Consider the following 21697-nt stretch of genomic DNA (forward strand, 5'->3'; position numbering starts at 1 on the left):
GACACTACGACGGTGAGCACCACCCCGACCGCCGACCCGGCAGGCCTGCGCGGTCGGCTCGGGCCCTTCACCGAGCCGGTCTTCCGGCGCTACTGGTGCGGCCAGGCCGTCAGCCACCTCGGCGACCGCATGACGCCGGTGGCGCTCGCCTTCGCGGTGCTGCAGCTGACCGGCTCGGCCACCGACCTCGGCCTCGTCGTGGCAGCAGGAACGGTGCCGCTCGGCGTCCTGCTGCTGGTCGGGGGCGTGTGGGCCGACCGGCTGGAGCGCCGGGTCGTCATGCTCGTCGCGGACGTCGTCCGCGCCGTCGTCCAGGGGCTGCTGGCGACGCTGCTGCTCACCGGCACGGCGCGGGTCTGGCACCTCGCGGTGCTCGCTGCCGCGGCCGGTGCGGCGCAGGCGTTCTTCGAGCCCGCGGCGACCGGGATGCTCCCGCACGTCGTCTCCGACGCCCGGCTCGGCCAGGCCAACGCCCTGGTCGCCCTGAGCCACAACGCCGCGATGATCGTCGGCCCGCTGCTGGCCGGCGGGCTCGTCGCGGCGGCGAGCCCGGGCGCGGCCATCGCGGTCGACGCCGCGACGTTCGTGGTGAGCGCGGCGTTCCTGCTGCGCCTGCGACCGCGGCCGTTCGAGCCGGCCGAGCGCACCTCCTTCGTGCACGAGCTGGCCGGCGGGTTCCGCGAGGTGACGTCGCGGCCGTGGCTCGCGGCCATGGTGGTCGGCTTCACCGTCTACCACGCGGTCGTGCTGCCGGCCCTGCTCGTGCTGGGACCGGTGGTCAGCGACCGCCGGTACGACGGCGCCACGACCTGGGCGGTGGTCACGGCCGGCTTCGGCGTGGGCGCGGTGCTCGGGGCGGCGGCCGCGCTGCGGGCCCACCCCCGTCGTCCGATCGTCTGGTGCGCGGTGCTGCTGGTGGGCGGGTCGGTGCAGCCCCTGGTGGTCGGCACCGGCCTGACCACCTGGGCCATGACCGTGCTCATCGCGATCTCGGGCGCCAGCATCAGCGTGCTGTTCGTCGTCTGGGACACCACGCTGGCGCGCGAGGTGCCCGCGAGCGCCCTGAGCCGGGTCAGCTCCTTCGACTTCTTCGGGTCCACGGTCGGCATGCCGGTCGGGTTCGCGGTGATCGGGCCGGTCTCGGACGCCGTCGGGCTGACGCCCACGATGGTCGTGGCCAGCGCGGTAGGCGTGGCGTGGGCGCTGGTGACCGCCGCGCTGCCGTCCGTCCGGCGCCTGCGCGAGGACCCCGACCGGCGCACCTCGGCGGACGGCGGGCCGCTGACCGAGCACCGCACACCCCACCCGCCGACCGACCCGTCACCAGCACCGGTCGACCTGGCGTAGACTGGAGCCACGACCGGTCTCGACTGGTCGAATTCGCGCGTCCGCAGTCCGGCACCTCGTGCCGGGGCGCACACCCGGTCCGGGTCGGCCCACCAGGGTCAGCACGGTTCAGTGCGTCGCGGTCGCCAGGCGTGGCGGTCGACCGACCGACCACGGACAACCGAGCGACAAGGACTACCGGCATGGCCGTCGTCACCATGCGCCAGCTCCTCGAGAGCGGCGTCCACTTCGGGCACCAGACCCGACGCTGGAACCCCAAGATGAAGCGCTTCATCTTCACCGAGCGCAACGGCATCTACATCATCGACCTGCAGCAGTCGCTGACGTACATCGACAACGCGTACGACTTCGTCAAGGAGACCGTCGCCCACGGCGGCAGCATCCTGTTCGTCGGCACCAAGAAGCAGGCCCAGGAGCCCGTGGCCGAGCAGGCCACGCGCGTCGGGATGCCCTACGTCAACCAGCGCTGGCTGGGCGGCATGCTCACCAACTTCCAGACCGTGCACAAGCGCCTGCAGCGCCTCAAGGAGCTCGAGGTCATCGACTTCGAGGACGTCGCGGCCAGCGGCATGACCAAGAAGGAGCTGCTCGTCCTGCGTCGCGAGAAGGACAAGCTCGAGCGCACCCTCGGCGGCATCCGCGACATGGCCAAGGTGCCGAGCGCGGTGTGGATCGTCGACACCAAGAAGGAGCACCTGGCGGTCGACGAGGCCAAGAAGCTGGGCATCCCGATCGTCGCGATCCTCGACACCAACTGCGACCCCGACGAGGTCGACTACAAGATCCCCGGCAACGACGACGCGATCCGCTCGGTCACCCTGCTGACCCGCGTGGTGGCCGACGCCGTCGCCGACGGCCTGATGCAGCGCTCGCGCGGCTCCGAGGCCGGCGCGGCCGACTCCGGCCAGGTGGCCGGCGACGAGCCGCTCGCCGAGTGGGAGCGCGAGCTGCTCGAGGGCCAGGGCCAGTCGGGCGAGTCCGAGGGCACGCACGCCGCCGGCGACGCCGAGGCCACGAAGGCCGCCCAGGCCGCGGGCCAGGACGCCGAGGCCGCTGCCGAGGCCGTCGAGGCCCCGGCCGGCGACGCCGCCGAGGCCGACGCCCCGGCGGCCGAGGCCACCGAGTCGACCGACGCCCCGGCTGCGGACGACGCCGCCGCGGACGACGCGCCGAAGGCCTGAGCCACCACCTGACGACGTCGCAGGACGTCAGAGAAGGAGTACCACCCAGCATGGCGAACTACACGCTGGACGACATCAAGGCGCTGCGCGAGCAGACCGGTGCCGGGATGATGGACGTCAAGAAGGCGCTCGAGGAGGCCGAGGGCGACCGCACCAAGGCCGTCGAGATCCTGCGCATCAAGGGCCAGAAGGGCGTGGCCAAGCGCGAGAGCCGCGACGCCAGCAACGGCCTGGTGGCCGTGCAGGTCGCCGACGGCGTCGGCACCATGGTCGAGATCAACTGCGAGACCGACTTCGTGGCCAAGGGCGAGACCTTCCAGGCGCTCGCGCAGCAGGTCCTGCACCAGGCCGTGGCGGTGGGTGCGGCCGACGCCGAGAGCCTGCTGAACTCGCTGATCGGCGACCGGGCCGAGACGGTCCGCGAGCTGCTCGACAACGCCAACGCCACCATCGGCGAGAAGATCGAGGTGCGCCGGGTGGCGCGCGTCGAGGGCGCGTCGGTGGCGTCGTACCTGCACAAGACGAGCCCCGACCTGCCGCCGCAGGTCGGCGTGGTCTTCGCGACCGACGGCGACAGCCCGGTCGGCCGCGACGTCGCGATGCACATCGCGGCGTTCCCCGAGACCACGTACGTCTCGCGCGAGGACGTCCCGGCCGAGACGGTCGAGACCGAGCAGCGCGTCGCCCGCGAGACAGCGATCGAGGAGGGCAAGCCCGAGGGCGCCCTGCCCAAGATCGTCGAGGGTCGGGTCAACGGCTTCTTCAAGGAGAAGGTGCTGCTCGAGCAGGCCTTCGCCAAGGACAGCAAGAAGACCGTCGGCGCCGTGCTGGACGAGGCGGGCGTCAAGGCGCTCTCCTTCGCCCGGTTCCGCGTCGGCGCCTGAGCGCAGCCGTCCACGAGGCCCCGTCCACCGCTCGGTGGGCGGGGCCTCGTGCTGCGCCGTCACCCGAACGGCATTCGCCGCGCTACCCCTCGGTAGGGCACACTGCCGGGGACTGCCAGCACGCCCCGAGCCAGGGAGAACCCCCCGCGTGGAGAGCACCGTGAGCCAGACCGCCCCCGACCTCGAGCTGCGCCGTGACCCCGAGGACCTCGTGTACCAGCGGGTCCTGCTCAAGCTCAGCGGCGAGGCGTTCGGCGGCGGCAAGGTCGGCCTCGACCCTGACGTCGTCCGCGAGGTCGCGCGCGAGGTCGCCGCGGCGGTCAGCACCGGCGTCCAGGTCGGCATGGTCATCGGCGGCGGCAACTTCTTCCGCGGCTCCGAGCTGCAGCAGCGCGGCATGGACCGCGCCCGCGCCGACTACATGGGCATGCTCGGCATCGTCATGAACTGCCTGGCGCTGCAGGACTTCCTGGAGAAGGAGGGCGTCGAGACGCGCGTGCAGACCGCCATCACCATGGGCCAGGTCGCCGAGCCGTACATCCCGCGGCGCGCGATCCGGCACATGGAGAAGGGCCGCGTCGTGATCTTCGGCGCCGGCGCCGGGCTGCCGTTCTTCTCCACCGACACCGTCGCGGCCCAGCGGGCGCTGGAGACCAAGGCGGACGTCGTCCTGATGGGCAAGAACGGCGTCGACGGCGTCTACACCGCCGACCCGCGCAAGGACCCCGAGGCCACCAAGCTGGACTCGATCACCTACTCCGAGGCCCTGCGGCGCGGCCTGCGCGTCGCCGACGCCACCGCCTTCGCCCTGTGCATGGAGAACCGCATGCCCATGGTGGTCTTCGGCATGGAAGGCCCCGGCAACGTGAGCGCCGCCATCCAGGGTGAGAGGATCGGCACACGGGTCGACGTCGGCTGAGCTGAGCCGCCGCCGGGCCACGAGCCCGACCGACCGATGCCAGCACAACCGAGGAGCACCAGTGATCGACGAGACCCTCTTCGACGCCGAGGAGAAGATGACCAAGGCGGTCGAGGTCGCCAAGGAGGACTTCTCGGCGATCCGCACGGGGCGCGCCAACCCGGCGATGTTCACCAAGCTGACGGTGGACTACTACGGCACGCAGACCCCGCTGCAGCAGCTGGCGTCGTTCCAGACCCCCGAGGCCCGCACCATCCTCATCACGCCCTACGACAAGAGCGCGATGGGCGAGATCGAGAAGGTGCTGCGCGACAGCGACCTGGGTGCCAACCCGGCCAACGACGGCAACGTCATCCGGCTCGTGCTGCCCCAGCTCACCGAGGAGCGCCGCCGCGACTACATCAAGCTCGCGCGCGGCAAGGCCGAAGACGCCCGCGTCTCGATCCGCAACATCCGCCGCAAGGCCAAGGAGGAGCTCGACCGGCTCGTCAAGGACGGCGAGGTCGGCGAGGACGAGGGCTCGCGCGCCGAGAAGGAGCTCGAGGGCACGACCAAGAAGTACGTCGACACCGTCGACGACCTGCTCAAGCACAAGGAGGCCGAGCTGCTCGAGGTCTGAGCCGCTCGCCCCGCACCTGCCCACCACCACCTCCATGACCGACACCCCGGGCACCACCCAGCCGCCGGCCACCGACGCGACGCCGGTCCCTCCGGCGACCCGTGCGGCGGCCCGTGCCGCGCGCCAGCACGGCCGCGCCGGGCGCAACCTGCCGGCCGCCGTCGGGGTCGGGCTGGGCCTGGGAGCGGTGGTCATCGCCGGCCTGTTCATCCGGCGCGAGGCGTTCGTCGCCGTCGTCGCCGTGGCCGTCTGCCTCGCGCTGTGGGAGCTCACCCAGGCCCTGGCCGAGCGGCACATCGCCGTCCCCGTCGTGCCGGTGCTCGTCGGCGCCGTCGCCATGTCGGTCGCCGCCTACACCGCGGGCGGCCAGGCGCTGGCGGTCTGCTACGTCCTGACCGCGATCGGGGTCGTCGTCTGGCGGACGTCGGAGGGCCCGGACGGCGCCCTGCGGGACGTCGTCGGCGGCGTCTTCGCCGCGGCCTACCTGCCGCTGCTGGCCGGCTTCGTCGTGCTGATGCTCGCCGAGCCGGACGGCGCCCGCCGCGTGCTGACGTTCGTCGTCGTCACCATCGCGAGCGACATCGGCGGGTACGCCCTCGGCGTCGTCGCGGGCAAGCACCCGATGGCGCCGTCGGTGAGCCCGAAGAAGTCGTGGGAGGGCTTCGCGGGCTCGGTGATCGGCTGCGTGGTGGCCGGCCTGCTGCTGGTGCCGCTGCTGCTCGGCGGGCCCTGGTGGGGCGGCCCGCTCGTCGGCCTGGCCGTCGTCCTGGTGGCCACGCTCGGCGACCTCGCCGAGTCGATGATCAAGCGCGACCTCGGCATCAAGGACATGGGCTCGGTGCTCCCCGGCCACGGCGGCGTCATGGACCGGCTCGACTCCCTGGTCGTCGCCGCTCCCGTGGCGTGGTTGCTGCTGCGTCTGCTCGTGTGAGGGTGCGAGAATGAGCACGCCATGCCCACCGCCCAGCTGACCTTCACCGCACCCCGCCGCGCCAAGCCGCCGCGCCACCTCGCCGACCTCAGCTCGGCCGAGCGCGCCGACGCCGTCCGCGAGCTGGGCCACCCGGCGTTCCGCGCCAAGCAGCTTTCGACGCACTACTTCGACCGGCTGGTCAGCGACCCCGAGCAGATGACCGACCTGCCGGCCGCCCAGCGGGCCGAGCTCGTCGACGCGATGCTGCCCTCGTTGCTCACGCCGGTGAGCGTGCGCACCGCCGACGACGGCGCCACGGTCAAGACGCTGTGGCGGCTGTTCGACGGCGCGCTCGTCGAGAGCGTGCTGATGCGCTACCCCGGGCGGGTCACGATGTGCGTGTCGAGCCAGGCGGGGTGCGGCATGAACTGCCCGTTCTGCGCCACCGGCCAGGCCGGCCTGACCCGCAACATGTCGACCGCCGAGATCGTCGAGCAGGTCGTGGCCGGGGCGCGCGCGCTCGCGCACGGCGACGTCGCCGGCGGGCGCGAGGACGCGCCGCTGCGCGTCAGCAACGTCGTGTTCATGGGCATGGGCGAGGCGCTGGCCAACTACAAGGCCGCGATCGGCGCGATCCGCCGCCTCACCGACCCGGCGCCCGACGGCCTCGGCATGAGCGCGCGCGGCATCACGATGTCGACGGTCGGGCTGGTGCCCGCGGTCGACAAGCTGGCCGCCGAGGGCATCCCGGTGACGCTGGCGCTGAGCCTGCACGCGCCCGACGACGAGCTGCGCGACGAGCTGGTGCCGATCAACACGCGCTGGAAGGTCGGGGAGGCGCTGGACTCCGCGCGCCGCTACTTCGACGCCACCGGCCGCCGGGTCAGCATCGAGTACGCGCTGATCCGCGACGTCAACGACCAGGCCTGGCGCGGCGACCTCTTGGGCAAGCTGCTCAACGCGCGCGGCCGCGGGTGGGTGCACGTCAACCCCATCCCGTTGAACCCCACGCCGGGCAGCAGGTGGACGGCGAGCGACCCGAAGGTCGAGAAGGCGTTCGTCGCGGCCCTCGAGGCGCGCGGCATCCCCACGACGGTGCGCGACACCCGCGGCCGCGAGATCGACGGAGCGTGCGGCCAGCTGGCCGCCAGCGAGACACCAGGGAGTGGTGCATGACGGTCGCGATGCGCTTCCGCCGGGTCGGTGCCCTGGCGCGCGGCTACGACACCGGGCAGGTCGACGCCTTCATGGCGCGGGCCATGGGTGGGGCGGTGCCGGCGGCCGAGATCCGCAGCATCGGCTTCGACCTCAAGCTCGGCGGCTACGACGTGGGCGCGGTCGACGCCGCGCTCGACCACCTCGAGGACGAGGCCGTCGGTGCCGAGCGCGGCGCCGAGCGGCGCGGTCTGGGCGAGCGCGCCTTCGTCAAGGAGGTCACCTCGCAGGCCCAGGTGCTGCGCGCGCGGCTGGCCCGCCCGCACGGCGACCGCTTCGCGCGCGGCTCGGTCTGGGAGCGCTCGTACGACGTCGAGCAGGTCGACATCTTGTGCGACGACGTCGCCGAGTACTTCGACGGCGCGAGCTCGCTGTCGGTCGACGACCTGCGCTCGGCGGTGTTCGCGAGCCGTCGCGGCTCGCGGGGCTACAGCGAGCGGGCCGTCGACCGGTTCCTCGACCGCGTCGTGGCGGTCATCGGCCGCGTCAGCTGAGACGCTTCGCGCGCAGCAGCGCGGCCGCCGCGTGGACGTCGTCCACCAGGTGCACCGAGCCCGCCATCGAGCGCCCCTCGGCCAGCGCCGTGAGCAGCGGCCAGACCGGCAGGGTCGTCGTCCAGTGCTCGACGCCGACGAGGACGACGGGCGGCACGTCCGCCCCGGCCGCGGCGTAGAACGCCGGCGTCGCCGCCTGGAACACCTCCTGCACGGTGCCCGCGGCCCCCGGCAGGACGACGAGCCCGCCGCCCGAGCGGGCCAGCAGCACGTCCTCGCGCTGGGCGTTGGAGAAGAACTTCGCGACGGCGCCGGCGAAGACGTTCGAGGGCTCGTGGCCGTAGAACCAGGTGGGGATGCCGATGCTGCTGGGCTGCTCGGCGTCCGGGCCGTCGTGCGGGTCGGCGAGGTCGTCGCGCACGGCGAAACCGGCGCGCGCCCAGGCGGCGACGTCCGGCCGGAACGACGGCACGGCGGCCAGCCGCTCGCACGCGGTGCGGACGTCGGATAGCGGACGTTGGCGCAGCGCCGCCCCGAGGCTGGCCGCCTCCATGGCGCCGGGCCCGCCGCCGGTGAGCACCAGCGAGCCGTCGGCCGCGAGCAGGTGGCCGAGCACCGCGGTGTCGAGGAAGGTCGGGGTGCCGCGCTCGACCGCGTGACCGCCGAGCACGCCGACGACGTGCCGGCCGAGCAGCGCCTCGTGCAGCGCGTCGCCGATGCTGTCGTCGTGCACGGCGCGCAGCATCGTGGCCAGGACGTCGTCGCGCGTGCGCGGGTCGAGCCACCAGCGGTAGGCGCGGGCGTCCGGCGTCGCGGCGTAGCCGTCGTCCAGGCCGGCGTACAGCTCGTCGGGGGAGTACAGCCTCGAGCGGTAGGGGTCGACCGGGACGTCCGTGACCGCCGGGAACACGATCGCCCCGCCGGCGCGCAGGTGCGCCTCGAGCCGGTCGGTGACCGTGCCGCCGAGCACCACGGCACCGCGCGGGTCGAGGGCCAGCAGCCGCTGCTCGCGCTCGGCCAGGTCGAGTCCCTGCAGCCGCAGGCCGTGCAGGCCGTGGCCGGCGTCGAGCCACGCGTCGAGCTCGGCGAGCGACTCGACCTCCATCAGAGCAGGCCGGTGACGCGGTCGACCGCGACCTCGAGCACGACGCGGGCGGGGTTCTCGCGAGGCACCCGGTAGCGACGGGCGTAGCGCTCCTCGGCGTCGCGGACCGCGGCCGGGTGAACGAGCACCGACGCCTCGCCCTCGACGGTCAGCCAGCGCCGGCCGTCGACCTGGCACAGCGCGGCGCGCCCGCCGCGCAGCGCGTTGCGGGCCTTCTGGCTGTCGCCGCTGGTGATGACGCGCGCGACCGGCTGGTCGTCGTCCCAGGTGAAGCCGACGGGCACGACGTGCGGCGTGCCGTCGGAGCGCAGCGTGGTCAGCGTGGCCAGGTGTCGCTCGCGCAGGAAGGCGAGGACGTCGGCGGGCAGGTGCTGGGGGTCGAACCTCACGGGGTCAGCCTCTCAGGTCAGCAGCTCGCCGAGGGCCGCGACCACGCGGTCGACGTCGTCGGTGCAGGAGTAGGGCGCCAGCCCGAGCCGGAGGCCGCCGGTGTCGCCGAGCCCGAGCCAGCGCGCGGCCTCGACGGCGTAGAAGTGGCCGGCCGGCGCGTTGATGCCGCGCTCGGCCAGCGCCCGGTACACGTCGGCCGGTGCGAGGTCGTCGAACGTGAGCAGCAGGGTCGGCGTCCGGTGGGCCGCGCGCGAGCGTTGCGTCACGCCGGCCAGACCGGACAGCCCGGCCTCGAGGCGCTCGCGCAAGGCGTCCTCGTGCGCCTCGACGGCGGCCATGGCCGTGACCAACCGGGTCCGCCGGTCAGGCCCGTCGCCCAGCGCGGCCAGCACGTCGACGGCTGCTGTCGTGCCGGCGAGCAGCTCGTACGGCAGCGTCCCCAGCTCGAACCGCTCGGGCACCGCGTCGGACGACGGCAGCAGCTTGGCGGGGTGCAGGCCTTCCAGCAGCGACGGATCGGCCGCGAGCGCGCCGCAGTGCGGGCCCAGGAACTTGTAGGGCGAGCAGACCAGGGTGTCGGCGCCGAGCGCGTCCAGGTCGACCGCGGCGTGCGCGGCCAGGTGCACCGCGTCCACGTGGACGTGCGCGCCGACGGCGTGCGCGACGTCCGCGATCTCGCGCACGGGCGGGCGGGTGCCGACCAGGTTGGAGGCGCCGGTGACGGCGACGACGCGGGTGCGCGGGCCGACGACGGCCGCGACGTCGACCGCTGCGAGCTCGGTGGTCTGCGGGTCGAAGGCGGCCCACCGCACGGTCGCGCCGACCGCCTCGGCGGCCTGCACCCACGGCCGGACGTTGGCGTCGTGGTCGAGCCGCGTGACGACGACCTCGTCGTCCGGGCCCCAGCCGGCCGAGAGCGTGCGGGCGAGGTCGTAGGTGAGCTGGGTGGCGCTGCGGCCGAAGACGACGCCGCCCGGGTCGCCCGCCACCAGGTCGGCGACGGCGGACCGGGCCGCCAGCACCACGTCGTCCGCCGCGCGCTCGGCGGCTGTGACCCGGCCGCGGTTGGAGATCGGGCCGAGCAGCGTCGTCGCCACCGCCCGCGCGACCGGCTCGGGCGTCTGCGAGCCACCCGGTCCGTCGAAGTGCGCCGTGCCGGAGGCCAGCGATGGGAACAGCGCCCGGAAGGCGTCGACGTCGAAGCTCATGGCCCGATCCTCGACCACGACCGACCGCTCGGCGCGGCCGCCCTGGCGGGGGGCTGGTCGCGCGGGCAGGATGCGGGCATGAGTCCCGACGAGACCGGCACCGGCACGGGCGCGTGGCGGGCGGCGCACGAGCGCAGCACCAGCGACCCCGAGGGCTTCTGGGGCGAGGCGGCCCGGTTGGTCGACTGGATCACCCCACCGACGCGGGTGCTGGACGACGACCGGCCGCCGTTCTACCGCTGGTACACCGGCGGTGTCCTCAACACCTGCTACAACGCGCTCGACCGCCACGTGATCGGCGGGCGCGCCGACCAAGCGGCCCTGGTGCACGTCTCGCCGGTCACCGGCACGACCACCAGCTACACCTACGCCCAGCTGCTGGACCTCGTCGCCCGGTTCGGCGGGGTGCTGCGAGCGCTGGGCGTCGGCCCGGGCGACCGCGTCGTCATCTACATGCCGATGGTGCCCGAGGCCGTCATCGCGATGCTGGCGTGCGCGCGCATCGGTGCCGTGCACTCGGTGGTGTTCGGCGGCTTCGCCCCCGCCGAGCTGGCCGCGCGCATCGACGACGCGCAGCCGACCGTGGTCGTCTCGGCGTCCTGCGGCATCGAGCCCTCGCGCGTCGTCGAGTACAAACCGATGCTGGACGCCGCGATCGAGCGCGCGCAGCACACGCCGTCCGCGGTGGTGGTGCTGCAGCGCCCGCAGGCCGTCGCCGAGCTGGGGGAGCGGGACGTCGATTGGGCGACCGCGATGCGCCCCGGTGCGGTGCCGCCGTCCGAGTGCCTGCCGGTGGCTGCCACCGACCCCCTCTACGTGCTCTACACCAGCGGCACCACCGGCAAGCCCAAGGGCATCGTGCGCGACAACGGCGGCCATGCCGTCGCGCTGCGCTGGTCGCTCGAGAACGTGTTCGGCGTCAGGCCCGGCGAGACGTGGTTCACGGCCAGCGACGTGGGCTGGGTCGTCGGCCACTCGTACATCGTGTACGCGCCGCTGCTCGCCGGCTGCACGACGGTGCTGTACGAGGGCAAACCCGTGGGTACGCCTGACGCCTCGGCGTTCTGGAGGGTCGTCGCCGATCACCGGGTGAGCGCGATGTTCACCGCCCCCACGGCGATCCGCGCCATCAAGAAGGAGGACCCGGACGGCGAGCTGCTCCGCGACCTGGACGTGTCGTCGCTGCGCACGCTCTTCCTGGCCGGGGAGCGGCTCGACCCCGACACCTGGCAGTGGGCGAGCGACCGGCTCGGCGTCCCGGTCGTCGACAACTGGTGGCAGACGGAGACCGGCTGGCCGATCTGCGCCAACCCGGTGGGGCTGGACCCGTTGCCGCTCAAGGCGGGGTCGCCGTCCGTGCCGATGCCGGGCTACGACGTCCAGGTGCTCGACCCGGGCGGCCACCCGGTGCCGGCGGGGGCGGAGGGCGCGATCTGCCTGAAGCTGCCGATGCCGCCGGGCACGCTGCCGACGCTGTGGGGCGACGACGACCGGTACGTGCAGTCGTACCTGTCGGCGTTCCCCGGCTACTACCTCACCGGCGACGGCGGGTACGTCGACGAGGACGGGTACGTGTTCGTGATGGGGCGCACCGACGACGTCCTGAACGTCGCGGGGCACCGGCTCTCGACCGGGGCGCTCGAGGCGGCGCTCGCCGGTCACCCGGCGGTGGCGGAGTGCGCGGTGATCGGGGTGGCCGACGCGCTGAAGGGCCAGGTGCCCCGCGGGCTGGTGGTGCTGAAGGGCGGCGCGGACGTCGACCCGGTGACGGTCGCCGCCGAGTGCGTCCAGCGGGTGCGCGACGAGGTGGGGGCGGTCGCCGCGCTGAGGCAGGTGGACGTCGTCGCGGCGCTGCCCAAGACGCGCAGCGGCAAGATCCTGCGCAAGACGATGCGCGAGATCGCCGACGGCAAGCAGCCGCCAGTGCCCTCGACCATCGAGGACGCCTCGGTGCTCGACACCCTCACCCCGGTGCTTCGTGGTGATGCCTGAGCCAGATTGGTCCAACCTCTTGAGGAGTTGACCTCGGCTCTGGCATCCTCGGGAGATGCCTCCGGTCGACTTCACGCCTGTCGCGCGCCAGTCGGTGAGCGACACCGTCTTCGTGCAGCTGCGCGACGCGATCCTCGGCGACGGCTACGCCGCGGGCGACCAGCTGCCGCCCGAGCGCGAGCTCGCGCAGGCCTTCGCGGTCAACCGGCACGCCGTCCGCGAGGCCGTGAAGCGGCTGCAGGAGGCCGGTTTCGTGCAGGTCGTGCACGGCGGCGGCACCCGGGTGCTCGACGTCCGCCGCACGGCCGGGCTCGACCTGCTCGGCCACCTGGCGCGGGCGCAGGACGGCGCGGTCGACCGCCTCGTGCGCGACGGCCTCGAGATGCGGCGCTGCCTCGGGGTCGACGCCGCGCGCCGCGCGGCCGAGCGGGCCGACGACGGGCAGCGCGCCGCGATCCTCGCCGCCGCCGGTCGCTACGCCGACCTCGACGACGAGCACGCCGACCGCGACTTCTGGGCGCTGGTCGTCGACGCGAGCGACAACCTCGCCTTCCGCCTCGCCCTCAACAGCCTGGTCGAGTCGATCGACGCCCAGCCCGAGCTGATGGACCACCTGCTGGCGGCCGACCGGGGCGACGACGTCCCGCACGCCGACCTCGCGCAGGCGATCGCGGACGGCGATCCCCACCGTGCGGCCGAGGTGGCCGACGCGGTGCTGGCCCAGGCCCTGCAGCGGCACACGACCGAGCAGCGGCGCCGCGACCGGCGTCCGGGACGGAGCGCCTGATGGTCGACATCATCGTCTACGCGATCCCCTTCTTCGTGCTCTTCATCGCGGTCGAGGTCGCCTCGCTGTGGTTCGCGCCGGACGACGACGAGCTCGGCTACGAGCTGCGCGACTCGGCCACCAGCATCTCGATGGGGCTGGGCAACCTCGTGGTCGGCATCGGCTACAAGGCCGTGGCACTGCTGGTGTACGCCGCGCTCTACGAGCTGACGCCGCTGCGGCTCGACCCCTCGCTGTGGTGGGTCTGGGTCGTCGTGTTCTTCGCCGACGACCTCGCCTACTACTGGTTCCACCGCGCCCACCACGAGGTGCGGCTGCTGTGGGCGAGCCACGTCGTGCACCACTCGAGCCAGTTCTTCAACTTCTCGACCGCGCTGCGCCAGACCTGGACGCCGTTCGGCAGCCTGCCGTTCTGGGCGCCGCTCGCGCTGGTCGGCGTGCCGCCGTGGGCCATCTTCCTGCAGCAGTCGGTGAGCCTGCTCTACCAGTTCTTCCTGCACACCGAGCGCGTCGAGAAGCTGCCGCGCCCGGTCGAGTGGGTCATGAACACGCCGTCGCACCACCGCGTGCACCACGGCAACAACGGCGCCTACATCGACCGCAACTACGGCGGCATCCTGGTGATCTGGGACCGTCTGTTCCGCACGTTCGAGCCCGAGGGGGAGCGCGTCGTGTACGGCCTGACGACGCAGCTGCGCACCCACAACCCGCTCGTCGTGGCGACCCACGAGTACCTGTCGATCTGGCGGGACGTCAGGGGTGCGCGACGCTGGCGCGACCGGCTCGGGCACGTCCTGCGCGGGCCGGGCTGGACGCCCGCGAGCTAGTCCTCCGCGGGTTGGTCAGCCGCGGGCTCGTCGTCCGTCGACCCGTCGTCCGGTCCTGCCTTCGGGCGCACGATGCGCGCGGTGCCGGCGTCCAGGTCGATCCCGAAGGGCGGTCCGGCGCTCTCGGGGATCTGCGCCTCGATCCGCTTGCGGTCGCGCTCCTCGCGCAGGTGCTTGTGGCCGGGGTTGAAGATCTCGATGAAGTCGTCGAACGACACGGGTACCCCTCAGTGCCCGGTCAACGCTCTCAGCACGCCGCCCAGCGGCGACGGGCGCCCGCTGCGCGCCTCCTGCGCGTCGGCCAGCTCGGCGACGCGCAGCCCGGCGTTGACCCCCAGCCACCGCAACGGTTCTGGCTCCCAGCGGCGCGACCGATGACCCACCCACGGCAGGCGGGTCAGGGGGCTGCGCGAGCCGGTGAGCAGGTCGGCGAGCGTCCGCCCGGCCAGGTTGGTCGTGGCCACGCCGTCGCCGACGTAGCCGCCGGCCGAGGCCAGCCCGGACGTCGGGTCGTACCGCACGCTCGCGTGCCAGTCGCGCGCGATCCCCAGGGGCCCGCCCCAGCGGTGGGTGATCGCGGCGTCCCGAGCGGCCGGGAACAAGTCCACCAGCGCGTGCTGGAGCACCTCGAACACCCGCGGCTCGAGGTCGTGCTCGGGCTGGATCGTCGAGCCGTAGTGGTACGGCGCGCCCCGGCCGCCGAACACCAGCCGGTCGTCGGCGGTGCGCTGGCCGTAGACGATGACGTGCCGGTGCTCGCTGAACGTCTCGCCCTGCGCCAGACCGGCGGTGTCCCAGAACGACTGCGGCAGAGGCTCGGTGGCGATCATCAGCGAGTACACCGGGACGACGTCGCGGGCGTGCCCGGGCAGCGTCGGGGTCCAGGCCTCGGTCGCGCGCACGACCTGCTTGGCGTGCACCACCCCGCGGTCGGTGACGACCTCGCCCTTGCCGTACCGCAGCACGCGGGTTCCCTCGGCGATGCGCACGCCGCGGCGCTCGACGACGTCCGCGAGTCCCTGCACCAGCCGGGCGGGGTGCACCCGCGCGCAGTGCGGCGTGTACGTCGCGCCGAGCGCGTCGTGCACCCCGACCCGCTCGCGTGTGGCCCCGGCGTCGAGCAGCTCGAGGCCGTCGACGCCGTCCCACTCCTGGTCGTGCGCCACCTCCGCGCGGGCGCGAGCCAGCTGGGCCTCGTTGCGCGCGACCACGACGGTGCCCCCACGGGCGAGGTCGCAGTCGATGCCCTCGGACGCGACGACGTCCGCGACCTCGCCGACCGTCGCCGTCATGGCGCGGCGCATGTCGAGCGCGGCGTCGCGGCCGTGACGCCGTGCCATCGCCGAGACCCCTTGGGGCAGCAGGGCCGAGCACCAGCCGCCGTTGCGCCCGCTCGCGCCGAAGCCGACCGACTCCGCCTCGACCACCAGGACGTCGAGCCAGGGGTTGCGCTTGCTGAGGTAGTACGCGGTCCAGAGCCCGGTGTAGCCGGCGCCGATGATGCACACGTCAGCGGTGGCGTCGCCGTCCAGCGGCGGGCGCGGCGGACGCGGACTCGACTGCTCGACCTGCCACTGCCACAACGTGTCCAGCGGTGCGCCCACGGTCAGGCCCGCCCCTGCGGCCACGTGGCCACGTACTCCGGCACGGCGTGCTCGCCGCGCAGGTCCGGTGCGGGGACCGGCTCTCCGAACCGGTGCTCGACCGGCACGACGCCGGCCCACACCGGGCGGTCGAGGTCGTCGTCGGCGTCGTCCGGCGGGCTGTCCGACACCTTCAACGACCACTCGGTGAGCGGCAGCTCGAGGACCGTGGTGGCCGCGAGCTCCTTGGCCGACGCGGGGCGTGCGTCGGCCCCGCGACCGGGCATCAGACGCTCGGTCAGCGTCGCCAGGGCCTGCGCCTTGGCCTCGCCCTGCAACGGCGTGCAGGTGCCGAGCACCATGGCGCTGCGGTAGTGCATCGACGACTCGAACTGGCTGCGCGCCAGCACGAGCCCGTCGACGAGGGTCACGGTCAAGCACGTCGGGGCCCCGGCCGAGAGCGACCGGAACAGCCGGGAGGCGTTGCTGCCGTGGATGATCAGCCGGTCGCCGTCGCGTGCGAAGCCCACGGGGAGAACGTACGGCTGCCCGGCGTCGTCCACCACCGCGACGTGCGCGACGAGCGCGACGTCGAGCAGCTGGTGCAGCTGCTCGACGTCGCCCCGCTGCTTCTCCGGCAACCGGCGCACCTGCGTGCGGGGCGCCGGCCGCCGGGCCGTCACAACCGCGACCACGCCTCCGTCAGCACGCCGCGCAGCCGCTGCTCGATGTCGTCGAACTCGGTCTGGCCGATGATGATCGGCGGCGCGAGCTGGATGACCGGGTCGCCTCGGTCGTCCGCGCGGCAGTAGAGGCCGGCGTCGAACAGGGCCTTGGACAGGAAGCCGCGCAGAAGGCGCTCGGCCTCGTCGTCGTCGAAGGTCTCGCGGGTCTGCTTGTCCTTGACCAGCTCGATCCCGTAGAAGAAGCCCTCGCCGCGGACGTCGCCGACGATCGGCAGGTCGTTGAGCTTCTCGAGCGTCGAGCGGAACGCCGGGGCGTTGTCGTGCACGTGCTGCACCAGGCCCTCGCGCTCGAAGATGTCGAGGTTGGCCATGGCGACCGCGGCCGACACCGGGTGCCCGCCGAACGTGTAGCCGTGCAGGAACGACGTCGTGCCCTTCTTGAACGGCTCGAACAGCCGCTCGCTGGCGATCATCGCGCCGATGGGGGAGTAGCCCGAGGTCATGCCCTTGGCGCACGTGATGATGTCGGGCGTGTAGCCGAAGTCGTTGCAGGCGAAGATCTCGCCGATCCGGCCGAACGCGCAGATCGTCTCGTCGCTGACCAGCAGGACGTCGTACTCGTCGCAGATCTCGCGCACGCGCTCGAAGTACCCGGGCGGCGGCGGGAAGCAACCGCCGGAGTTCTGCACCGGCTCGAGGAAGACCGCCGCGACCGAGTCGGGACCCTCGAACTCGATGGCCTCCGCGATGCGGTCGGCGGCCCAGCGGCCGAACGCCTTGGTGTCGTCGCGCAGGTGCTCGGGGGCGCGGTAGAGGTTGGTGTTCGGCACCTTGTGCGCGCCGGGCACCAGCGGCTCGAAGGGCACCTTGGCGTCCGGGATGCCGGTGATCGACAGCGCGCCCTGCGGCGTGCCGTGGTACGCCACGTTGCGGCTGATCACCTTGTGCTTGGTGGGCTTGCCGACGAGCTTGAAGTACTGCTTCGCCAGCTTCCACGCGGTCTCGACGGCCTCGCCGCCACCGGTGGTGAAGAAGACGCGGTTCAGGTCGCCAGGCGCCTCGTGCGCGAGCCGCTCGGCGAGGTCGATGGCCGCGGGGTGCGCGTACGACCACAGCGGGAAGAACGCCAGCTGCTCGGCCTGCTTGCGGGCGGCCTCGGCCAGCTCGGTGCGGCCGTGCCCGGCCTGCACGGTGAAGAGCCCGGCCAGGCCGTCGATGTACTCGCGCCCGGCGTCGTCCCAGATGCGCGCGCCCTCGCCACGGACGATGACGGGGACCTGCCCGCCGTTCTCGTACGTCGAGTGCCGCGTGAAGTGCATCCACAGGTGGTCGCGCGCGGCGTCGGCGCGGGCGGTGCCGCGCGGGGTGGTCGTGGTGGCAGGCGTCGAGACGTCCTGCGGCGTGCTGGTCATCGAGTTCCCCAGTTGTAGAGCTGCTTGCGCAGCTTCAGGTAGACGAACGTCTCGGTGCTGCGGACGCCCGTGATGGTGCGGATCCTGGTGCTGATCAGCTCGAGGAGCGCGTCGTCGTCCTCGCAGACCGCCTCGACCAGCAGGTCGAAGCTGCCGGCGGTGACGACGACGTAGTCGACCTCGGGCATCTCGGCCAGCCGGTCGGCGACGGCCCCGAGGTCGCCCTCGGCGCGGACGCCGATCATGGCCTGGCGGCTGAAGCCCACCTGGAGCGGGTCGGTGACGGCGACGATCTGCATGACCCCGGCGTCCAGCAGGCGCTGGACCCGCTGGCGCACCGCCGCCTCCGACAGGCCCACGGCCTTGCCGATCGCGGCGTAGGGACGGCGACCGTCCTCCTGCAGCTGCTCGATGATGCGCTTGGACACGTCGTCCAGGACGTAGCCGTTGCCGCTGCGGGAGGTCACCGGGCGATCCTCCCGCACGGTCGAGGGCTAAAGCAAGTGATTCCGTCGCTGAGCACGCCTTGCGCCACTGATTCCCCCTGTCGAAGCCGCCTGGACTGTCGATACCGGCGTTGGCCCGCTAGGGTCGGGCTGTCCGGCCTGACCCTGGTCGGTCGTGACCGCCGTGTCCGTCGTGCCTCGAACCAGGAGCAGCCGTGAGCGACCCCAGCACCTCCGCCCCCCGCCGACTGCGCAACTTCGTGGGCGGCGAGCACGTCGACGCCGACACCGGCGCCACCACCGACCTGGTCAACCCCTCCACCGGGCAGGTCGTCGCGCAGGCGCCCGTCTCGAGCGCGCAGGACGTCGACCGGGCCTACTCGGCCGCCGCGAAGGCGTTCGAGACGTGGGGCCAGACCACGCCGAGCGAGCGGCAGCAGGCGCTGCTGAAGATCGCCGACGCGATCGAGGCCCGCGCCGACGAGCTGGTGCACCTGGAGGCCGAGAACACCGGCAAGCCCTTCGCGCTCACGACGAGCGAGGAGATCCCGCCGATGGTCGACCAGATCCGGTTCTTCGCCGGCGCGGCGCGCGTCCTCGAGGGCCGCGCGAGCGCTGAGTACATGGCCGGCCACACCTCGTGGATCCGCCGCGAGCCCATCGGCGTCATCGGCCAGGTCACGCCCTGGAACTACCCGATGATGATGGCGGTCTGGAAGTTCGCGCCGGCCCTGGCCGCCGGCAACACGGTGGTGCTCAAGCCCAGCGACACCACGCCCGAGACCACGCTGCTGATGGCCGAGATCGCGGCCGAGTTCCTCCCGCCGGGCGTGCTGAACGTCGTGACGGGAGACCGCGACACCGGCCGCGCGCTGGTCGAGCACAAGACGCCGGCCATGGTGTCGATCACCGGCTCGGTGCGCGCCGGCATGCAGGTCGCCGAGGCGGCCTCGCGCGACGTCAAGCGCGTGCACCTCGAGCTGGGTGGCAAGGCGCCCGTCGTGGTCTTCGACGACGCCGACCTCGAGGCCGCGGCCGAGGCGATCGCGATCGCCGGCTACTTCAACGCCGGCCAGGACTGCACGGCCGCGACGCGCGTGCTGGCCGCACCCGGCATCCACGACGACTTCGTCGCGGCGCTGTCGGAGCAGGCGCGCTCGGCCAAGGTCGGTCTGCCGGACGACGAGGACGCGCTGCTCGGCCCGGTCAACAACGCCCACCAGCTGCAGCACGTCGGCGGGTTCATCGACCGCCTGCCCGACCACGCGACGGTCGGTGCGGGCGGCGCGCGGGTCGAGGGCCTCGGCGACGGCTACTTCTGGCAGCCCACCGTGGTGTCGGGGCTGCAGCAGGACGACGAGGCGATCCAGAACGAGATCTTCGGGCCGGTCATCACGGTCCAGCGCTTCAGCGACGAGGCCCAGGCGATCGCGTGGGCCAACGGCGTCGAGTACGGGCTCGCGTCGTCCGTGTGGACCAAGGACTTCGGCAAGGCCATGCGCATGAGCAAGGCCCTCGACTTCGGCTGCGTCTGGATCAACACCCACATCCCGCTGGTGGCCGAGATGCCGCACGGCGGCTTCAAGCACAGCGGCTACGGCAAGGACCTGTCCATGTACGGGTTCGAGGACTACACGCGGGTCAAGCACGTGATGGCCAACCTGGACTCCTGAGGTGCCGCCTGCCACGAGCCCGCTCTCGCGACTACCGCTCTCGCGGCGCACCGTCCTGGGTGCCGCAGGCCTGACGGCGCTGCTGTCGGCCTGCGGCACCAAGGGCACCGCCCGGTCGTCGGGACCGGCGTCCGTGGCCGACCGGTCGACGTCCGAGAAGGTCGTCGACTTCTCGAACTGGCCGCAGTACGTCGACACCGGCGAGGACGACGAGTCGCAGCGCCCGACGATCGACGCCTTCACGAAGGCCACCGGGATCGAGGTGCGCTACACCGAGGACGTCAACGACAACGAGGAGTTCTTCGCCAAGATCCGGCCGGCCGCGGTCGACGGCCAGCCGATCGGGCGCGACCTGTTCGTCGTCAGCGACTGGATGTCGGCGCGGATGATGCGTCAGCACTGGGTCACCGAGTTCGACCACGCGGCGATGCCCAACGTGAGCGCCAACCTGCTGCCCGAGCTGCGTGACGTCGCGTTCGACCCCGGACGTCGGTTCAGCATCCCGTGGGCGTCGGGCATGACGGGGATCGCCTACAACCGCAAGCTCGTCGGCCGCGAGCTGCGCGACGTGAAGGACCTGTTCGCCGACGACCTGCACGGCAAGATCTCGATGTTCAGCGGCATGAAGGAGACCATGCCGCTGCTGATGATGGGGCTGGGCATCGACATCGCGACCTTCACCGAGGCCGACTTCGGCCGCGCGCTGGACACGTTGCGAGACCTGGTGTCCAAGGGCCAGGTGCGCTCGTTCACCGGCAACGAGTACACGGCCGCGCTGGCCAAGGGGCAGCTCGCCGCGTGCTTCGCCTGGAGCGGCGACGTGCTGCAGCTCGCGCTCGACGACCCGGACCTCGAGTTCGTCATCCCCGAGAGCGGCGCCGAGCTGTGGTCCGACAACTGCATGATGCCGGCGCCCGTGCCGCACCGCGCCAACGCGCAGCAGCTGGTCGACTGGTACTACCGCCCCGAGGTCGCGGCGGCGCTGGCCGCCTGGGTCCAGTACGTGCCGCCGGTGAAGGGCGCCCAGGAGGCGATGCGGGAGCTCGACCCCGAGCTCGCCGACAACCCGCTGATGTTCCCGGACGACGCGACGAAGCAGCGGCTGAAGGTGCAGCGCGACCTCACCGACGCCGAGGACACGCGGTTCACGAGCGAGTTCACGGCGGTCGTGGAGACCTGACCTCGTGGTCGGGGGCATCACGGGTTCGTATGGCGCGTCGTCCACAGATCCGTTGCGGGGCAACGGTTCTGTCGGTGGTCGTCGATAGGTTGTGATGTATGACGACGGCGACGTGGCAGCTCGCGGGCGATGCCCTGGGTGCTGAGCTGCGCCGTCACGACCACGCCGAGCGGCTGGCGCACGTCGCCAAGATCCAGCTCGCGGCAGAAGCCATGCAGCGTGGCCTGCCGCGGCAGACCGGGTGTCGCGACCTGGCGGCGTGGCTGCGCCGCGAGCTGCCCACGGTGAGTCCGGGCGAGGCGGCGCGGATCGCCGCACGGGCAGAGGCGTTCTACCGATCGCCCGCCGCACCCGAGCTGGAGCCGACCCGCGACGCGTTGCTGGCGGGGGTGATCAGCGGGGAGCAGGCCGACGTCGTCGCCACCACCGTGACCTCGCTCCTGCCACCGCACGTGCCGGCTGGCGTGATCCCGGTTGAGGCGGTCGCGGCCACCCAGGCAGTGCTGCTGGGCGAGGTCGACCGGCTCGATCCGAAAGCCTTGGCGAAGCTGGCCGCGAAGCTGAAGGCCACGCTCGACCCGGACGCCGACGACCGGCTCGCGCGGGACGAGACGCGCCAGGACGCCGTCCGCGGCGTGACGATGGCTCCGCTGAGCTCGGGGATGTGGCACCTGGAGGGACTGCTGACCAAGCGGGCCGGCGCCGCGCTCAAGGCCGCGGTCGACGCCTGGTCCGCACCCCAGCCCGCGGCCGACGGCGCCGCGGACCCCCGCACCGGTGCGCAGCGTCGCCACGACGGCCTGCAGCGCCTGGCCGAAGAAGCCGTCGCCCGACCT

General features: G+C 72.9%; 22 protein-coding genes. 14 read left to right on the top strand and 8 right to left on the bottom strand.

All coding sequences use genetic code 11. The features are described from left to right. Positions 1-12: 12 nt before the first annotated feature. The 8 genes from ACYVJ4_RS08935 to ACYVJ4_RS08970 all read left to right on the top strand — a co-directional run bounded on the left by ACYVJ4_RS08935 (position 13) and on the right by ACYVJ4_RS08970 (position 7572). Positions 13-1347, top strand: coding sequence for an MFS transporter (locus ACYVJ4_RS08935; protein WP_460459773.1), 1335 nt, complete (start codon positions 13-15; stop codon positions 1345-1347). A gap of 182 nt (positions 1348-1529) precedes the next feature. Next, positions 1530-2528: a 30S ribosomal protein S2 gene (rpsB, locus tag ACYVJ4_RS08940; RefSeq protein WP_460459774.1), complete on the top strand. Its 999-nt coding sequence runs from the start codon at positions 1530-1532 to the stop codon at positions 2526-2528. Positions 2529-2578: 50 nt separating this feature from the next. Beyond that, the gene (gene tsf / locus ACYVJ4_RS08945) at positions 2579-3412 is read left to right on the top strand and encodes a translation elongation factor Ts (protein ID WP_460459775.1); all 834 of its coding nucleotides are present in this window, start codon (positions 2579-2581) and stop codon (positions 3410-3412) included. 160 nt (positions 3413-3572) lie between these two features. Then, positions 3573-4331, top strand: coding sequence for a UMP kinase (pyrH, locus tag ACYVJ4_RS08950; RefSeq protein ID WP_460459776.1), 759 nt, complete (start codon positions 3573-3575; stop codon positions 4329-4331). A gap of 61 nt (positions 4332-4392) precedes the next feature. Further along, complete coding sequence (frr, locus tag ACYVJ4_RS08955) at positions 4393-4950, top strand: ribosome recycling factor (protein ID WP_460459777.1); 558 nt, start codon at positions 4393-4395, stop codon at positions 4948-4950. Positions 4951-4984: 34 nt separating this feature from the next. Next, positions 4985-5881 (top strand): phosphatidate cytidylyltransferase, encoded by an 897-nt coding sequence (locus tag ACYVJ4_RS08960; protein WP_460459778.1) that lies wholly within the window; start codon positions 4985-4987, stop codon positions 5879-5881. Between the two features lie 21 nt (positions 5882-5902). Beyond that, positions 5903-7039, top strand: coding sequence for a dual-specificity RNA methyltransferase RlmN (gene rlmN / locus ACYVJ4_RS08965; RefSeq protein WP_460459779.1), 1137 nt, complete (start codon positions 5903-5905; stop codon positions 7037-7039). Next, on the top strand, positions 7036-7572 hold the full coding sequence (locus ACYVJ4_RS08970; RefSeq protein WP_460459780.1) for a DivIVA domain-containing protein: 537 nt from the start codon (positions 7036-7038) through the stop codon (positions 7570-7572). The genes rlmN and ACYVJ4_RS08970 overlap by 4 nt, the downstream gene beginning before the upstream one ends. On the opposite strand, the gene ACYVJ4_RS08975 is transcribed toward ACYVJ4_RS08970, so the two are convergent. From ACYVJ4_RS08975 to ACYVJ4_RS08985, 3 genes are read right to left on the bottom strand one after another with little or no spacing between them, the layout of a single operon-like run. Then, positions 7565-8677, bottom strand: coding sequence for an LOG family protein (locus tag ACYVJ4_RS08975; protein ID WP_460459781.1), 1113 nt, complete (start codon positions 8675-8677; stop codon positions 7565-7567). The two genes, ACYVJ4_RS08970 and ACYVJ4_RS08975, sit on opposite strands and share 8 nt — an antisense overlap. Further along, positions 8677-9066, bottom strand: a complete 390-nt coding sequence (locus tag ACYVJ4_RS08980; protein WP_460459782.1) for a pyridoxamine 5'-phosphate oxidase family protein — start codon at positions 9064-9066, stop codon at positions 8677-8679. Before ACYVJ4_RS08980 ends, ACYVJ4_RS08975 begins: the two co-directional genes overlap by 1 nt. A gap of 12 nt (positions 9067-9078) precedes the next feature. After that, positions 9079-10275: a cysteine desulfurase-like protein gene (locus ACYVJ4_RS08985; RefSeq protein WP_460459783.1), complete on the bottom strand. Its 1197-nt coding sequence runs from the start codon at positions 10273-10275 to the stop codon at positions 9079-9081. Between the two features lie 78 nt (positions 10276-10353). Here ACYVJ4_RS08985 and ACYVJ4_RS08990 point away from each other — a divergent pair, with 78 nt between their 5' ends. Genes ACYVJ4_RS08990 through ACYVJ4_RS09000 form a run of 3 tightly spaced genes read left to right on the top strand, consistent with a single transcriptional unit; the run spans position 10354 to position 13881 of the window. Further along, positions 10354-12267, top strand: a complete 1914-nt coding sequence (locus ACYVJ4_RS08990) for a propionyl-CoA synthetase (protein WP_460459784.1) — start codon at positions 10354-10356, stop codon at positions 12265-12267. Between the two features lie 55 nt (positions 12268-12322). After that, positions 12323-13054, top strand: coding sequence for a FadR/GntR family transcriptional regulator (locus tag ACYVJ4_RS08995; RefSeq protein ID WP_460459785.1), 732 nt, complete (start codon positions 12323-12325; stop codon positions 13052-13054). Then, entirely contained in the window at positions 13054-13881 is an 828-nt protein-coding gene (locus ACYVJ4_RS09000) for a sterol desaturase family protein (protein ID WP_460459786.1), read from the top strand. Before ACYVJ4_RS08995 ends, ACYVJ4_RS09000 begins: the two co-directional genes overlap by 1 nt. Here the strand turns inward: ACYVJ4_RS09000 and ACYVJ4_RS09005 are convergent. Genes ACYVJ4_RS09005 through ACYVJ4_RS09025 form a run of 5 tightly spaced genes read right to left on the bottom strand, consistent with a single transcriptional unit; the run spans position 13878 to position 18029 of the window. Continuing rightward, the gene (locus ACYVJ4_RS09005; protein ID WP_460459787.1) at positions 13878-14099 is read right to left on the bottom strand and encodes a DUF6191 domain-containing protein; all 222 of its coding nucleotides are present in this window, start codon (positions 14097-14099) and stop codon (positions 13878-13880) included. The genes ACYVJ4_RS09000 and ACYVJ4_RS09005 overlap by 4 nt on opposite strands. A gap of 9 nt (positions 14100-14108) precedes the next feature. Further along, the gene (locus ACYVJ4_RS09010) at positions 14109-15509 is read right to left on the bottom strand and encodes an NAD(P)/FAD-dependent oxidoreductase (RefSeq protein WP_460459788.1); all 1401 of its coding nucleotides are present in this window, start codon (positions 15507-15509) and stop codon (positions 14109-14111) included. Beyond that, positions 15488-16114 (bottom strand): pyridoxamine 5'-phosphate oxidase family protein, encoded by a 627-nt coding sequence (locus tag ACYVJ4_RS09015; protein ID WP_460459796.1) that lies wholly within the window; start codon positions 16112-16114, stop codon positions 15488-15490. The genes ACYVJ4_RS09010 and ACYVJ4_RS09015 overlap by 22 nt, the downstream gene beginning before the upstream one ends. A 29-nt stretch (positions 16115-16143) precedes the next feature. Further along, positions 16144-17562 carry an aspartate aminotransferase family protein gene (locus ACYVJ4_RS09020; protein ID WP_460459789.1) on the bottom strand — a complete coding sequence of 473 codons (1419 nt, stop codon included), beginning with the start codon at positions 17560-17562 and terminating at the stop codon, positions 16144-16146. Then, positions 17559-18029, bottom strand: coding sequence for an Lrp/AsnC family transcriptional regulator (locus ACYVJ4_RS09025; RefSeq protein ID WP_460459790.1), 471 nt, complete (start codon positions 18027-18029; stop codon positions 17559-17561). Before ACYVJ4_RS09025 ends, ACYVJ4_RS09020 begins: the two co-directional genes overlap by 4 nt. Before the next feature lie 194 nt (positions 18030-18223). Here ACYVJ4_RS09025 and ACYVJ4_RS09030 point away from each other — a divergent pair, with 194 nt between their 5' ends. The 3 genes from ACYVJ4_RS09030 to ACYVJ4_RS09040 all read left to right on the top strand — a co-directional run. After that, entirely contained in the window at positions 18224-19681 is a 1458-nt protein-coding gene (locus ACYVJ4_RS09030; protein WP_460459791.1) for a gamma-aminobutyraldehyde dehydrogenase, read from the top strand. A gap of 1 nt (position 19682) precedes the next feature. After that, positions 19683-20861 (top strand): ABC transporter substrate-binding protein, encoded by a 1179-nt coding sequence (locus tag ACYVJ4_RS09035; RefSeq protein WP_460459792.1) that lies wholly within the window; start codon positions 19683-19685, stop codon positions 20859-20861. A 98-nt stretch (positions 20862-20959) separates the two neighbouring features. After that, a partial coding sequence (locus tag ACYVJ4_RS09040; RefSeq protein ID WP_460459793.1) for a DUF222 domain-containing protein occupies positions 20960-21697 on the top strand: 738 nt, incomplete at its 3' end.

The sequence above is a fragment of the Angustibacter peucedani genome (assembly GCF_054779595.1).

What these genes read in the sequence shown, in the direction of transcription:
- rpsB (WP_460459774.1), top strand. Translation starts at nt 1,530, where the DNA reads ATGGCCGTCGTCACCATGCGCCAGCTCCTCGAGAGCGGCGTCCACTTC.
- ACYVJ4_RS08985 (WP_460459783.1), bottom strand. Translation starts at nt 10,275, where the DNA reads ATGAGCTTCGACGTCGACGCCTTCCGGGCGCTGTTCCCATCGCTGGCC.
- ACYVJ4_RS08975 (WP_460459781.1), bottom strand. Translation starts at nt 8,677, where the DNA reads ATGGAGGTCGAGTCGCTCGCCGAGCTCGACGCGTGGCTCGACGCCGGC.
- rlmN (WP_460459779.1), top strand. Translation starts at nt 5,903, where the DNA reads ATGCCCACCGCCCAGCTGACCTTCACCGCACCCCGCCGCGCCAAGCCG.
- ACYVJ4_RS08995 (WP_460459785.1), top strand. Translation starts at nt 12,323, where the DNA reads ATGCCTCCGGTCGACTTCACGCCTGTCGCGCGCCAGTCGGTGAGCGAC.
- ACYVJ4_RS08990 (WP_460459784.1), top strand. Translation starts at nt 10,354, where the DNA reads ATGAGTCCCGACGAGACCGGCACCGGCACGGGCGCGTGGCGGGCGGCG.
- ACYVJ4_RS08970 (WP_460459780.1), top strand. Translation starts at nt 7,036, where the DNA reads ATGACGGTCGCGATGCGCTTCCGCCGGGTCGGTGCCCTGGCGCGCGGC.
- tsf (WP_460459775.1), top strand. Translation starts at nt 2,579, where the DNA reads ATGGCGAACTACACGCTGGACGACATCAAGGCGCTGCGCGAGCAGACC.
- ACYVJ4_RS09020 (WP_460459789.1), bottom strand. Translation starts at nt 17,562, where the DNA reads ATGACCAGCACGCCGCAGGACGTCTCGACGCCTGCCACCACGACCACC.
- ACYVJ4_RS08960 (WP_460459778.1), top strand. Translation starts at nt 4,985, where the DNA reads ATGACCGACACCCCGGGCACCACCCAGCCGCCGGCCACCGACGCGACG.
- ACYVJ4_RS09000 (WP_460459786.1), top strand. Translation starts at nt 13,054, where the DNA reads ATGGTCGACATCATCGTCTACGCGATCCCCTTCTTCGTGCTCTTCATC.